Origin of the sequence: Rhizobacter sp. SG703, from assembly GCF_012275445.1 — a bacterium.
In the GTDB taxonomy this organism is placed as follows: Bacteria; Pseudomonadota; Gammaproteobacteria; order Burkholderiales; family Burkholderiaceae_C; genus Rhizobacter.
Genome location: NZ_JAAZQK010000001.1, coordinates 112,832 through 127,026 on the forward strand (window position 1 = coordinate 112,832; position 14,195 = coordinate 127,026).

Annotated in this window: 8 protein-coding genes; all 8 read left to right on the top strand. The window is 72.9% G+C overall.

All coding sequences use genetic code 11. The annotated features are described in order from the left end of the window. The first annotated feature begins 1 nt into the window (after window position 1). From FHT26_RS00475 to FHT26_RS00510, 8 genes are read left to right on the top strand one after another with little or no spacing between them, the layout of a single operon-like run. Window positions 2-298 carry a hypothetical protein gene (locus FHT26_RS00475; protein ID WP_168558249.1) on the top strand — a complete coding sequence of 99 codons (297 nt, stop codon included), beginning with the start codon at window positions 2-4 and terminating at the stop codon, window positions 296-298. Then, window positions 295-681 carry a GPW/gp25 family protein gene (locus FHT26_RS00480; protein ID WP_168558250.1) on the top strand — a complete coding sequence of 129 codons (387 nt, stop codon included), beginning with the start codon at window positions 295-297 and terminating at the stop codon, window positions 679-681. The genes FHT26_RS00475 and FHT26_RS00480 overlap by 4 nt, the downstream gene beginning before the upstream one ends. Continuing rightward, window positions 681-3,254 carry a putative baseplate assembly protein gene (locus FHT26_RS00485; protein WP_168558251.1) on the top strand — a complete coding sequence of 858 codons (2,574 nt, stop codon included), beginning with the start codon at window positions 681-683 and terminating at the stop codon, window positions 3,252-3,254. The genes FHT26_RS00480 and FHT26_RS00485 overlap by 1 nt, the downstream gene beginning before the upstream one ends. Beyond that, window positions 3,251-6,025 carry a baseplate J/gp47 family protein gene (locus FHT26_RS00490; protein WP_168558252.1) on the top strand — a complete coding sequence of 925 codons (2,775 nt, stop codon included), beginning with the start codon at window positions 3,251-3,253 and terminating at the stop codon, window positions 6,023-6,025. Before FHT26_RS00485 ends, FHT26_RS00490 begins: the two co-directional genes overlap by 4 nt. Then, the gene (locus tag FHT26_RS00495) at window positions 6,022-8,400 is read left to right on the top strand and encodes a hypothetical protein (RefSeq protein ID WP_168558253.1); all 2,379 of its coding nucleotides are present in this window, start codon (window positions 6,022-6,024) and stop codon (window positions 8,398-8,400) included. Before FHT26_RS00490 ends, FHT26_RS00495 begins: the two co-directional genes overlap by 4 nt. 21 nt (window positions 8,401-8,421) lie before the next feature. Beyond that, entirely contained in the window at window positions 8,422-12,168 is a 3,747-nt protein-coding gene (locus FHT26_RS00500; RefSeq protein ID WP_168558254.1) for a DUF6519 domain-containing protein, read from the top strand. A 3-nt stretch (window positions 12,169-12,171) separates the two neighbouring features. After that, entirely contained in the window at window positions 12,172-12,921 is a 750-nt protein-coding gene (locus FHT26_RS00505; protein WP_168558255.1) for a hypothetical protein, read from the top strand. A gap of 5 nt (window positions 12,922-12,926) precedes the next feature. Further along, entirely contained in the window at window positions 12,927-14,003 is a 1,077-nt protein-coding gene (locus FHT26_RS00510; RefSeq protein ID WP_168558256.1) for an eCIS core domain-containing protein, read from the top strand. Window positions 14,004-14,195 lie beyond the last annotated feature (192 nt).

Genomic DNA, 14,195 nt, shown 5'->3' on the forward strand with positions numbered 1-14,195 from the left:
CATGGCCAACGAACTGAAAGCCGGCCGGACCGACGACATCGCCGGCAGCCTCGCGGAGTACATCGACACCGCGATGAAGAACGAATGGAAGAAGACCAAGGGCGAAGACTTGCCCAAAGGCGAGGGCGCGCAGGACCGGCAGATCCTGTTCGCGGCCATCGCGCAAGGCATGCTGAAGTTCCTCGAAGACCACCGGGTCGACCTGGTCACCACCGATGACAGCGGCGATTCCGGCCTGACGACGCACCACCACGCGATGGCCTTCACGGTCGGCACCTACCGGGATCCGCTGCCATGAACCGCGCACCGCACGGCCGCCACCTGGCGTTCCCGTTCCACATCGGGCCGGACGGGCGCAGCGCGACGCCGGCCGACCTGACGGAGCACGTGCGCGGCGAGCTGATCCAGCTGCTGCTGACCGCGCCCGGCGAGCGACCCTTCCTGCCGAGCTTCGGCGCGGGGCTGCGCCGGCTGGTGTTCCACCAGAACGACGACGCGACCGCCGGCATCACGAAGGCGCTGCTGAGCCGCAACCTGTCGCGCTGGCTCGGGCAGCGCATCAGCGTGCAGGCGCTGGACGTCAGCGCGATCGACGCGACGCTGAACGTCGACCTGCGCTACCAGGTGATCGCGACCGGCGAGGTCAAGCAGGTGCGCTTCCAGCGCCAGGGAGCCATGTGATGGCCGTGCTGCACGACGACGAACGCCTCGAGGACCGTGCCCGCGACCTCGACACCCGGGGGCTGAACGGATTCCGGCTCGCCTACGTGACGCTGGAGGCGGTCGCGAAACCGGGCTTCGCGTGGCTCGATGTCGAGTTCTGGAATGACGGCGCGCTGGTCCCGCTGCCGCCGAAGGCCGCGTTCCGGGTGCGGGGTGCCGAGCGGGCGCGCGGCGGCAACCCGGCGCGGCCGGTCGAGGTCACCGAGGTGCAGGCCGGGCCCGACGCGACCGCGCTGCGCCTGAAGATCGCACCCGTCGGCGACTACTCGACCTACCTGCTGTCGACCACCGCCGACGGCCTGGCCGCGCCCGGGAATGCGCTGCCGCTCGCGATGGACCCGCTGCTGAACGCGCTGCCGTTCAAGTTCCGGCCCGGCTGTTTCAACCTCGGCTGCACGCCGCACGCCGCCTTCCAGCCGCCGCCGGTCGAGCCGGCGATCGACTACCTGGCGCGCGACTACGACTCCTTCCGCCACGTGCTGATCGCCGCGATGATGCGGCGCGTGCCGGGCTGGCAGGTCACCAGCGAGGCCGACCTGGACCAGGTGCTGATCGACCTGGTCGCCGCCGACGCCGACGAGCAGGCCGACTACCACGACCGGGTGCTGGCCGAGCGTGCGATCGGCACCGCGCGCAAGCGCGTCTCGCTGGCCCGCCATGCGCGGCTGATGGACTACCACGTGCACCAGGGCAACCAGGCCGGCACCTGGCTGGCGCTGGAAGTCGGCGGCACGCCCGACCTGCCGGCCGGCCCCAACGACGAGTTCGGCGCCTGGACCGGCACGGACTGGGCCGCCGCCGACGCGGTGGTGTTCGCGATGCCGCGCGACGGCGTGCGCTGGCGCCGTCGCTGCCATGCGCTGCTGAACAGGCTGCGGCTGTACACCTGGGGCGACACCGTGCGCGCGCTGGCCGCCGGCAGCACCGAGGCCGACCTGACCGGCCCCGCGCCGCTGACGCAGGCCGGTGCCGAGGCGCTGCGCGACCTGCTGCTCGGCACCCATGCCAGCCAGGCGGTGGCGGCCGGCGACGTCGACGTGCAGGTCGACCAGCTGCTGGTGCAGGAGGTGCTGAACCCGGAGACCGGCCTGCCGAACGGCGCTCGCGCGGAGCAGCGCCAGGTGCTGCGGCTGCTGCCGCTGGACGGGCCGCGCCCGCGGGCCGAGGCGCTGCGCGACCCGTACACCGGCGAGTGGCTGCTGCGCGTGCGCTGGCGCGACGAGGACGCATTGCGCCGCACCGTCTGCTTCACCTGCGACTGCAACGAGCTGCCGGTGCACGACGTCAGCGTGTTCCACGGCAACCTCGTCCTCGTGACGCAGGGCCGGCCGCGCATCACCACCTTCCGCGCGCCGGGCGCGCCGCTGGGCCCGCTCGACGAGCATGCGCTGGTCGCGACCGACGAGGCGGCGTACGAGGTGGTGTGGCGCCCGCGCGGCAGCGAGCGCGTGCGGCGCGGCGTGCTGTGCCCGCTGCCGGCCGCGCCGCTGGCCTGGCGCGACACGCCGCCCGGCGGCGAGCTGCCGACCCGCAGCACGGCCCAGGTGCGGGTGCAGGGCACGGCGGGGTTCTGGCAGGAGCAGTCGGACCTGATCGAAAGCGAAGGCGACGACGAGCATTTCATCGTCGAGACCGACGAGCTGGGCGGCAGCTCGCTGCGCTTCGGCGACGGCGTCAACGGCGCGGCGCTGGCCGACGGCGCCGTGGTGGTCTGCCGCTACCGCGTCGGCCAGGGGCGCGCCGGCAACATCGGCGCCGACCGCCTGACCGGTTTCCGCGACCCCGGCGGCGCGGTGCTGCGGGTCTGGAACCCGCTCGACGTCGACAATGGCCGCGACCCCGAACCGGCCGCCGAGATCGTGCGGCGCGTGCCCGAGGCCTACCGGCAGCGCCAGTTGCGCGCGGTGACGCTGGCCGACTATGCGAAGCGCGCCGAAGAGCTGCCCGGCGTGGCGCATGCCCGCGCGCGCTACGCCTGGACCGGCAGCTGGCGCTGCGTGCGCGTGGCCATCGACCCGATGGGCGGCACGGTGCTCGACGAGCCGCTGCGCGCGGCCATCGCCGGGCACCTCGAAGCGGTGCGGCTGATCGGCGAAGACCTGGAGGTGCGGCCTGCCACCTACGTGCCGCTGGACATCACGCTGACGCTGTGCGCACAGCCGGCGTACTGGCCCGAGGACCTGCGCGCCGAGCTGGAGCAGGCCTTCGGCGACGGCTGGACGGCGCGCGGCGAACGCGGCTTCTTCCATCCCGATGCGTGGACCTTCGGCCAGCCGCTGTACGCCAGCCAGCTGATCGGCCGCGCGCTCGCGGTCACCGGCATCGGCCGCGTGCTGCGGCTGGGCATGCGGCGCTGGAACCCGGGCAGCGGCGGCGGGCTGACCGTGATCGACATCGACCCGGCGGCGCTGCCGACCGCCTATGCCGACAGGCTGGCGATCGGGCCGTTCGAGATCCTGGTCGTCGCCAACGACCCGGACCACCTGGAGACCGGCCGCATCCGCTTCGAGATCACCGGAGGCCGGCGATGAGCAACTCCTGCGACAACGACTGCAAGCGGCCGGCGGCGTTCCCGAAGCCGATCGGCAACCGGCCGGGGCTGGGCACGATCGACTACCGCATCGGCAGCTATGCCGACCTGCGCGCGCACATGCTGGCCCGGATCGACGCCGCGCCCGAACTGGCGGACTGGACGCACCGCGGCACCGACGACCCGGGCATCGCGCTGGTCGAGGCGGCCGCCGAGGTCGGCGACATCCTCAGCTTCTACCAGGACCTGTACGCCAACGAGGCCTACCTCGGCACCGCGAAATGGCGCGACAGCGTGGCGCCGCTGGTGCGGCTGCTGGGCTACCGGCTCGCGCCGGGGCTGGGCGGGCGAGGGCGCTTCGCATTCACCGCGAAGGGCGAACGGCCGGTGCTGCTGCCGGCCGGGCTGGGCGTGAAGGCGCAGCTCGACGGCACCGATCCGCCGGCGGTCTTCGAGACCACGCAGGCGCTGACCGCGTACCCGGCGCTGTCGGCCTTCCGGCTCTACCGGCCGCGGCGCGCGCCGGAGATCCGCTACGGCGCGACGGTCTTCACGCTGGTGCCCGACGCGAACCCGCCGCCGGCGCTGAAGGCCGGCGACCGGCTGATGGTGGGCGTGGCGCGCGACGGCGGGCAGTCCTTCGATCACCTGCAGGTGCTGGTGGTCGACACGGTCGAGCAGGCCTTCGGCGACACGGTGCTGACGATGAAGGGCGCGCTGACGAGCCTGAAGAAGCCGGTGTTCAGCCTCGCCGTGTCGGCGTTCTTCAGTGCGCCGGCGCTGTCGGTGGCGGCATCGTTCTCGCCGTCCTTCTCGCTCGCGCCGACCACGACGAGCCTGTTCGCCAGCGCGTTCACCAGCCTGCAGGTCTTCACGCCCAGCCTCGACCTGAGCTTCGCGCTGCTCGGCGCCGGCCTGGGCGTGCCGACGCTCGCGTCGACGCCGCGACTGCAGGCCTGGAAGCTCGGCGGCACGCACCGCCACTTCGGGCACAGCGCGCCGGCCACGGTGGTGGTGGTGGATCCGAAGGGCCGCGCGACCACCGAAGCCATGACCTACGTGCGACGACTCGACGGCAGCACCTACGCGCCGGCCGTGCCGGCGCTGTCGGCCGCGCAACTGCCGCTGGACGGCGAGGTGCGCAGCATGGTGGCCGGCACGCGTGTGCTGGTCGAGGCCAACCTCAGCCCGTCGAGCAGCGGCGGGGCCGGGCGAAAGCGGCTGCTGGCGCGCCGCATCGCGCAGCTCGACCGCCAGTCGCTGGCCTGGGGCCCGCTGAGCGGCGCCAGCACCGTGCTGAGCCTGGACGACAACCTGGCCATCAGCGAAGGCGCGAGCACGCTGGCCCATGCCGACATCCGCGGCATCGGCATCCACGAGGTGCAGGGCGAGCCGTTCCAGCTGCGCGCCCAGTTCGTGCCGACCCTGGCGACGCGCGGCACCGAGCTTCACTTCCACGGCACGGCCGAGCAGGCCGCGGCGCTCGCGAAGCGCGCGCTGCTGTTCGCCGGGCCGGATGGGCGCGTGCGGGCGGTCAACGCGCTGTCGGTGGAGGGCGGCGGCGTCGATGCCGACCAGCCGCAGTTCCACCGCGTGCGCCTCGACCAGGAGGTCGACTACGCCGAGTTCGGCCACGTCGACCCGCCGGTCACCGTGCACGGCAACCTGGTCGAGGTGACGCAGGGCAAGACCGAGGCGCAGGCGACGCTCGGCGACGGCGATGCGCGCGCGGTGTTCCAGACCTTCGCGCTGCCGAAGCCGCCGCTGACGTACCTGCTCGACCCGACACGCGCGCCGCCGCAGGTGCCGCAGCTGCAGGTGTGGGTCGACGGCGTCGCGTGGACCGCGGTCGACAGCCTGTTCGGCCGTGGCCCCGGCGAGCGGGTGTACATCGTGCGCGAGGACGATGCCGGCAAGAGCTGGGTGCAGTTCGGCGACGGCAAGAGCGGCGCGCGGCTGCGCTCGGGACGCGGCAACGTGGTCGCGGTGTGGCGCAGCGGCAGCGGGGCACACGGCCCGCTGAAGGCCGATGCGAAGCCGTCGATCGACAAGAAGCTGCCGGGCCTGGATGCCGCGCTGCTGCTGGAACCGGTGACCGGCGGCGCCGTGCCCGAGAGCGCCGACGGTGCCCGCATCGCCGCGCCCGGCACGATGCAGAGCCTGGGCCGCGTCGTCAGCCTGGCCGACCACGAGGCCGAGGCGCTGGCGATCCCCGGCGTGCTGAAGGCGCGGGCTGCATGGACGCTGGTCGACGGCTCGCCGCTGGTGCGGGTGACGCTGCTGACCGCGAGTGCCGCCACCGCCGATGCGGCGGCCGCCGCCGACGCGCTGCGCGCGGCGGTGCGCTCGCGCGGTGCCGCGCGCTGCCCGCTGCTGGTGGTGCAGGGCGCGCGCACGCCGGTCGCGCTGCGGCTGGTGGTCGGCATCGACCCGCTGCGCCGCGCCGACGACCTGCGGCCGCTGATCCTCGAAGCGCTGGGCGCGACGGGCGAAGAAGGCAACGGCGTCGATGCGTCGTGCGGCCTGTTCAGCTGGCAGCGGCGCCGCTTCGGCGAAGGCGTGCACGGCTCGCAGGTGGTGGCGGCGGTGCAGCAGGTGACCGGGGTGGTCTGGGTGCGGCTGGTGTGGCTGTCGAGCGGCTCGGGGTTCGCGGTGGCCCATGTGCCGGCGACGCAGCGTTCAGTGAACTGCGCCGGCGATCGGGTGCTCGCACTCGACAGTGCAGCGCTTCAACTGCAGTTGACGGCCGACAAGGAAGGGGCACTTTCATGAGCTCGCCGCGCCTGCCGCTGTTCGAGCGGCTGCCCGAGATCTACCGGTTGCGCGACACCGAACAGTCGCCGCCGGGCCAGCTCGCCGCGTTCGTCGGTGCGCTCGAGGACACCTTCGCCGCGCTGCATGCGCGCACCGATGCGCAGTACCACGACCTGTTCATCGAGCATTGCGACGACTGGGTGGTGGCCTACCTGGCCGACCTGCTCGGCACCTCGCGGCTCGCCGGCAACCCGTGGACGCTGCGCGCCGATGTGGCCCGCACCGTGTTCCACCGCCGCCGCAAGGGCACGCTGGGCGCGGTCGAATCGCAGGTGTTCACGCTGTCCGGCTGGGCCGCGCATGCGGTCGAGATGCGCGAGCGGCTGGCCTGGAACCAGCAGCTGAACCACCCGCGGCCCGATGCCGGCGGCACGCCGCCGCTGGCGCTGCGCCGCGACATCGCGTCGGCGGTGCGCGGCGGCACCGCATCGCTGCGCGACCCGGCGCTGTTGTCGCTGGTCGGCGGCGCGTTCGACCCGTTCGCGCGCGTCGTCGACCTGAAGCCGCCGACCGCCGGCCTGTCGGGCTGGAACCTGCCGAACCTCGCGGTGATGCTGTGGCGGCTGGAGGACTTCCAGGTGCCGCTGTCGCGCCCGCGCTTCCGCCAGATCGCCGCGGTGCCGGCCGCGCCGCTGTTCCCCGACACCGCGGCGCTCGCGGTGCGCTTCGACGTGCAGGCGCAGGGCGAGCCGTGGCCGCTGTTCAACACGCACCGCTTCGAGCCCGACCGCGACCCGCCGCGCCTCGGCAGCGACGACGAAGTGCCCGGCTCGATGCCGCGCGCCCGGCTGACCGACGGCACGCCGGCCGGCCGGCCGGAGGCTTGCGTCGAACTGCGCACCTACGCCGTCGCGCAGGACGCGCGCCCCGGCCACGGCGCGGTCGGCTTGGTGCTGCACCTGCCGCAGGTGCCGTTCGTCGGCCGGGCCTGGCGCGTGCGCGGCGCGAACCTGTGCGCCTGGGAGACCGGCCTTGCGCCGCCGTTGCGCGAGTGGGAAGTTGCGATCGATCCGGAGCGCGGCCGCATCGTGTTCGGCACGCCCGACGCCGACCCGACGCTGCAGGCCGAGCCGCTGCGCGACGGGCTGCTGGTGTCGGCCACCTACGGGCTGGCCGGGCCGACGGGCGCGCACCCGGCACCGGCCTTGCGCACGCCGTTGCCGCCAACGTGGCCGGACGAGCAGGCCTACGACCTGCTGCGCATCGACTGGTTCACCGACGGCCCGCTCGCGCTGCAGCACGCACTCGACAACCTGCCGACGCGGCCGCGCCCGCTGGTGATCGAGATCGCCGACAGCCAGACGCACCGGCTCGACCTCGGCGCGGTCGCGGCGATCGGCAACGACGCCGGCGTGCGGTCGCTGCGGCTGGCGCATGGGCTGTGGATCCGCAGCGCGCAGGGCGAGCGGCCGGTGATCCGGCTGGTGCAGCCGCTGCGCGCGCGGCCGACGCAGGTCGCTGGCGCCGGCACGCCGGAGATCGGCGCGCTCGCGCTGGCGCTCGAAGGCCTGTACCTGACCCGCGATGCCGCGTTCCCGGCCGGCGACGCGCTGGTGATGCAGGCGGCGCTCGGTGGGCTGCGCATCGCCGGCTGCACGCTGGACCCGGGTGGTGGCCTGGTGCTGGACGGCAGCGTCAACGGCACGCGCGCCGACCTGCGAACCGCGTTGCGCCTGACGGCCGACTACGGGCTGAGTGCCGCCGAGGCGGACGCCTTCGACCAGGTGCCCGAGATCGACATCGAGCGCAGCATCTGCGGCGCGCTGGCCGTCGACACCGGCTACCGGCTGACGCTCACCGACAGCATCGTCGACGCCGGCAGCGGCGTCGTCGACAGCGCACCGGCGCTGGCCATCGGCGCGGCCAGCGGCAATCCCGAACTCGGCTGGGGGCCCGACCTGGTGCTGCACGGCCTGACCTGCTTCGGCCGCACCCGCGTGCAGACGGCGCGCGGCGAGGGCGGCCTGTTCGTGCACCGGCTGGAGGTGCACGACAACCAGGACAGCCACACCGTCGATGCCTTGCCGGGGTGGGCCGGCAGCTGCCTGAAGTTCTGCTGGTTCCGCGGCGACCACGACCGGCTGCCGCAGCACGTCGGCTGCGTGTTCGCCGCCGACGCGCGGCTGCGCTTCACCGCCGAATGGCATGGCCGGCCGGGCTATGCGCAGCTGCGGCTCGACTGCGACCGCCGCGTGCTCGAAGACGGCCCGGCCAGCGACGAGATGGGCGCGTTCGGCTACCGGCTCGACACGCACAAGTGGAAAAACATCGGCATCCGGCTGCGCGAGTTCATGCCGGTCGGCGTGCGGCCCGTCCTGATCCCGATCACCTGAAGTTCACCTGAGGACCTCACCATGAAGGGCGACTTCTCTTTTCTTTCTGCCGATCCGCCTCCCCACTACAGCGGCGTGCTGCACCAGCAGGGCCGCGTGCTGCTGGACCGCGACTGGAACGAGGCCGCGGCCATTGCGGCGGCCTGGCGCAGCGCGGTCGGGCGCGACACCTTCGGCCCCGGCGTGCTGGCGGTGCCGGTCTCGGACACCGCGGCGTTCAAGGTGCTGGACGCCAGCACCGACGGTGCGGTCGTCAAGGTCCGGCTGGACGCCGGCCGCGCCTGGGCCGACGGCCTGTCGCTGACGCTCGACACACCATCCAGCTTCGTCGCGAGCTACTTCGCGCCGCCGTTCCAGGCGCCGGCGGCCACCGCGAAGAGCATCGCCGACGGCGTGCGCGACCTGGTGGTGCTGGAGGCCTGGGAAGACACGCTGAGCGGCTTCCAGGACCCGCTGCACCTGATCGAACCCGCGCTCGGCGGGCCGGACACCACCGAGCGCACGCAGGCGTACGTCAGCCTGAAGCTGCTGCGCCTCGGGCCGAACGAGGACTGCAGCGCGGCCGCCGGGGTGCAGGACGACCTCGGCGCGCGTGGCCGGCTGACGGTGTCGCCGGCGCCGGTGCTGAACATCACGGGCGACTGCCCGCTGGAGGCCGGCGGCGGCTACACCGGGCTGGAGCATTACCTGTACCGCATCGAGATCGCCGACCCCGATGGCGCGGGGCGCGCCCGCTTCAAGTGGTCGCAGTGGAACGGCGGGCTGGTCGGCCGCGGGATCTTCACCGCCGGCGCGCCCGGCAGCGCAACGCTCGCGATCACCGCGAACGACCAGATGATCAACCACTGCGGGCTGCAGGATTTCTACCTGGAGGCGCTGGCGTTCGACGGCGCGCTCGGCCGCTGGACGGTGCGATTGACGGCGGATGCGACGCTGTCGCAGGATGGCGTGCTGGCGCTCGGCAACGTGCAGGGCGCGTGGCCGGCAGCGGCGCCGGCGAGCGGCTTCTTCCGGCTGTGGAACGGCATCGAGCGGGTGCAGGATTTCCCGCCGGGCGGCCCCGACCCGGTCGAGCTGAAGGACGGCATCCGGGTCGAGCTCGACGCCGCGAGCGCCGGCAACGCGAACTACCTGCCAGGCGATTACTGGACCTTCCCGGTGCGAGCCGCCGGGTCGGCGTTCGAACCCGCGCCGTGGCCGGTGAACGCGCCGCCGCAGGGCATCGTGCATCACCGCGTCGCGCTCGGCATCCTGGACTGGAGCGGCCCGCCGCCGGTCGACATCAGCTTTGCGGCCGGCCAGATCGACGACTGCCGGCGCATCTTCCGGCCGCTGACCAACCAGAAGATCTGCTGCACCTTCAACGTCGGAGACGGCCGCAGCAGCCGCGGCGATTTCGATTCGATCGAGGAGGCGCTGCAGCACCTGCCGGCCAGCGGCGGCGAGATCTGCCTGCTGCCCGGGCTGCACACGACCAACGCGGTGATCGCCGGCCGGCGCAACGTGCGCATCAAGGGCTGCGACACCAAGACCAAGGTGATTCCGCGCAAGGAGGGCGCAGCGCTGGCGATCTTCACGGTGCGCGATTCGCAGAACGTGGTGCTGGAGCACATGGACCTGGTGACGCTCGGCGGCACCGCGATCGTCGTCGGCGCGACGAAGCGCGGCGAGTGCAGCGAGATCGAGATCGCGCACAACCGCATCCTGGCCTGCACCAACGCGATCCGCGCGCGGCAGGTGCGCGGCATCCACCTCCACGACAACCGCATCCGCATGCTCGACAAGTGCGGCAGCGACGTCGCGATCTACCTGGCCGGCGACGACGGGCTGATCGAGCGCAACGACATCCGCCTGGTGCCGGCCCCGGCGATGCCGCCGCTGGACGTGCCGACCGAGCCGGACCCGCTGGACCCGAACGACCCGTGCGCGAAGCTGGAGATCGTCTACGTCAACCCGCGGCTGTTCGTCACCTACGTGAACGCGGTGTGGGCGCTGTGGCTGCCGCCGCTGATCCTGCTGCTGCAGCCGTACCGCGCGCTCGGCGGCATCCAGCTGGGTGGCGGCAGCGAGCGGGTGACGGTGCTGGAGAACGCGGTGACGGGCGGTGCCGGCAACGGCATCACGCTGGGCGGCACGCCGCCGGCCGCGCCGCCGGCGCAGGACGACCCGGTCTTCACGCTGCCGCGCGAATCCGGCGTGCAAGGCCGCGTGATCGGCCCCGACGGCAAGCCGATGGCCGGCGTGCAGGTGACGCTGACCCATGTCGACACCGGCGTCGTGATCACGCCGGACCCGAGCGATGCGAAAGGCGAGTTCGTGTTCGGCAGCAACCCGGGCACGCTGCGGGTCAGCGAAGGCGAGGCGGCGATGGCGATCGACAAGATCGATGTCCAGGAGCTGCCGAACCAGCGCTTCTTCGAGCTGACGGTGGTGCTGAAGGCCGACGAGGCGCCGCTGCCGGAGGACGCGGGCTTCCTGTACGACATCGCGATCGAGCGCAATGCGATCGAGGCGATGGGGCTGTCGGGCATCGGCATCGCGACGGCTGCGGCGCCGGCCCCGAACACCCGGGCGAGCGCGCTGGCAGCGGCCGCCGACCGGCTCGGCACGCCGGTGATCGGCCTCGCGATCCGCGGCAACCGCATCCGCGGCTGCCTGCTGAACCTGTTCGACAACCTGCTGCGCGCGCGTGCCGCGACGCAGGGCCTGGGCGGCATCTCGCTCGGCATGGTGCAGAACCTGGCCATCGCCGACAACGCCATCGAGCGCAACGGCACCAGCGGCGCCAACCCGGTGTGCGGCATCTTCGTCGCCTATGCCGAGGAGGCCGAGGTCACGCACAACCGCATCGTCGACAACGGCGTGCTGACGCCGGACATCACGCCGAAACAGCTGGTCGATGGTCGACGCGGCGGCATCGTGTTCAAGCTGGTCTCGAACTTCAACCTGCTGGAGGCCCGGGGGCAGGCGGCCGGCGAGACCTTCAGCCAGCGGCCGGCCGCGCGCATCCACGAGAACGTCGTCGACCAGCCGGTCGGGCAGGCGCTGTCGGCGATCGCGTTCGGGCCGGTGCAGTGCACCGACAACGCGTTCAGCAGCGAGCTGTCGGGGCTGAGCGCGGCCGAGGGCCTGGCCGGCACCGTCTACCTGTACGACCTGGGCGGCGTGAACACCGCGCCGGCCGGCATGACGCTGCTGCGTTCGAGCAACGTGGTCGATGCCTCGGGCGTGGTGCTGGCGCAGGCGAACGACACGAAGGCCGCGGCGGCAGCGGCCCCGCGCGCCGCGGCCTTCGGCAGCTTCCATGCGGCACCGGCCGCCTTGCTGCCGCAGCGCGACGCGGCGGTCGCGACGCTGTTCCCGGCCGGCAACGTGCTGTTCGGCGACAACCAGTCGCGCACCGGCCCGGGCAACACCAGCGCGACCTGCCACACGGTGGCGACGCTGGACGACCTGGGCTGGCAGCAGAACCAGAGCTTCAGCCTGCGCAGCGGCAACCTGGTGAGCAATGCGCTGCTGTACGGCAACACGCTGCGCGCGACGGCCAACCGGCTGAGCGAGCGCGGCGAGGCGACGCAGCTGTCGCTGCTGACGCTGGGGGTGCGGCTGAACAACACCAGCTTCAACCAGGGCGACCACTGCATCGTCGCCGACGACATGAACCCGGCGATGGCCGAGGTGCAGGTCGGCAACCAGGTGCTGAACCCGGGACCGCTGTGCCAGAGCCGCGCGCTGGTGACGGCACTGCTTTTCAAGCCACAGGGGTGAGCCATGCCGCTGATCATCAACCGCGGGAACGCGAGCTTCAAGGGCGATGTCGAGAACCTGTTCGAGACGCTGCAGCAGCAGCGCGCCGACTGGTTGGTGCTGACGCGCGAGACGATGCTGGCGGCGCGCCTTCTGGCGCTGGCCGAGGCGCACCGGCTCGAAACCGGCGAGGGCGGCAAGGACGATCCCCGTGCAAGCCGCCTGCGCGCGGCCGGCGACGCGATGGCACGGCGCAGCGCGGCGCTGGTGGTCGAGCAGCAGATCGCCACCATCCGCACGCCGCCGGTCACGAAGACCGAGACGCTGCTGCAGGGCCGCGTCACCGACGAGTCGGCGAAGGCGGCCGGCCGCGTGACGCTGACGCTGATCGACGAGAAGGGCACGCCGGTGGCCGGCGTCGCGCCGGTGGAAGCCGACGACGCGGGCTACTACGCCTTCGTGCTGCAGCCGCAGCAGGTCGAGGCGATCGGCGCGACGCGGCAGCTCACGCTGCTGGTCGGCAGCACCGGCGGCCAGCTGGTGCCGGCGGCGGCCAAGCCGTTCACGCTGGCGAGCGGCAAGGTCAGCGTCGCCGAGACTCGGCTGCAGGCGGCGGAGCTGGAGAAGCTGCAGTTGCGGCTGCGGACCGTCGCACGCACGACAGTCGCGGCAACGCCTGTCGCCAAAGCCGCCGCCAAACGGCCCGCGCCGGCCACCAAGCCAGCAAAGAAGAAGGCGGCCAGGAAAGTCGAGAAGAAGGGGAGCGAGCAATGAATGCCATGCGACAAGGCGCGGTACGCCCACCGCGTTCCGGCGAATCGCGCCGGTCGGCGGCAGCCTGGCGCACGCCGGCCGCACCGGTGCCGGTTCACACGCCGGCCGCCGCCCCGTGTGCCTGCGGCGGTACCTGCCCGCAGTGCCGGCGGCGGGCCGACGCGCTGTCGATCAGCCGCCCCGGCGATGCGGGCGAGGTGCAGGCGCGCCAGATTGCCGACCGTGTCGGCCGAGGCGAATCGGTGGCGGGCACAGTGCGTCCTGGCGGCGGCGCGGCGGGCATCGCACGCGACGGCGCCGGCGGCGGGCCCTCGCGCCTGGGCGGCGCGGTGGCGCAGGCGCTGCAGGCGAGCCGCGGCGGCGGTCAGCCATTGAACCCCGCGCTCGGCACGGCGCTGGGACGCCAGTTCGGCACCGATTTCGGCGCCGTTCGCGTCCATGACGACGGTGTGGCGGCGGCGTTGAGCGATCGGCTGCAGGCCAAGGCTTTCACCGTCGGGCGCGACGTCTACTTCAACCGCGGCCGCTACCAACCGCAGACGCCGGAAGGTCGCCACCTGCTGGCCCACGAGCTGACGCACGTTGTGCAGCAGGAGGGGCAGGGCGGTGAACGAGTGCAGCGCGACGTGGAAGAGGGCAGCGGCGAGGCGACGCAATGGCCTCAGCAGGCCGAACAAGCCGAACAGACCGATGTCGATTCCGGCAGCGGGGAGGCCGTCGAGCAGAAGGCCGGTTGCAACGCCGAGCGCAACTTCCACCTGCTGATCCACAACAACTACCCCAACCTCGAGTTCACGGTACCGACCGGATGCACTGCCACGGTGACCTTCTCGGCGCTGTGGGTGCCGATCGGCCCGGGCGTCGACTGCTGTACCGGTGCCGACACCTACACGCTGACGCGCAATGGCACGCCCCGGTCCATGCCGGTCGGCGCGAACATCTGCGGCGATACCGACCAGCATCCGCGCGGTGTCCGGCAAGTCACGATGCGAGGCGGCCGCCAGGTGCTGCGCATCGACGTCGATCGAAGCAACTGCGATGGCATCTCGATGGAGCTGGACATCAACGTGAGGATCCGCTGATGCGCGAGCGTCCGTCTGCACGACAGGCCCCGTCGACGGGTGGCGCACGGGCGGCAGCCCATCGAACCTCCGCAACGCCGATGCAGCCGCGCCAGGGCCTGGGGCCGTCGGCGTGCGCCTGCGGCGGGGGCTGCACGCGCTGCGGTTCGTTGCGCGACCTCGTCATCGGCGACCAGGACAGCCCGGCCGAGC

Excerpts from the sequence above, each read along its gene's own strand:
- FHT26_RS00475 (WP_168558249.1), top strand. The coding sequence starts at position 2 with ATGGCCAACGAACTGAAAGCCGGCCGGACCGACGACATCGCCGGCAGC.
- FHT26_RS00480 (WP_168558250.1), top strand. The coding sequence starts at position 295 with ATGAACCGCGCACCGCACGGCCGCCACCTGGCGTTCCCGTTCCACATC.
- FHT26_RS00485 (WP_168558251.1), top strand. The coding sequence starts at position 681 with ATGGCCGTGCTGCACGACGACGAACGCCTCGAGGACCGTGCCCGCGAC.
- FHT26_RS00490 (WP_168558252.1), top strand. The coding sequence starts at position 3,251 with ATGAGCAACTCCTGCGACAACGACTGCAAGCGGCCGGCGGCGTTCCCG.
- FHT26_RS00495 (WP_168558253.1), top strand. The coding sequence starts at position 6,022 with ATGAGCTCGCCGCGCCTGCCGCTGTTCGAGCGGCTGCCCGAGATCTAC.
- FHT26_RS00500 (WP_168558254.1), top strand. The coding sequence starts at position 8,422 with ATGAAGGGCGACTTCTCTTTTCTTTCTGCCGATCCGCCTCCCCACTAC.
- FHT26_RS00505 (WP_168558255.1), top strand. The coding sequence starts at position 12,172 with ATGCCGCTGATCATCAACCGCGGGAACGCGAGCTTCAAGGGCGATGTC.
- FHT26_RS00510 (WP_168558256.1), top strand. The coding sequence starts at position 12,927 with ATGCGACAAGGCGCGGTACGCCCACCGCGTTCCGGCGAATCGCGCCGG.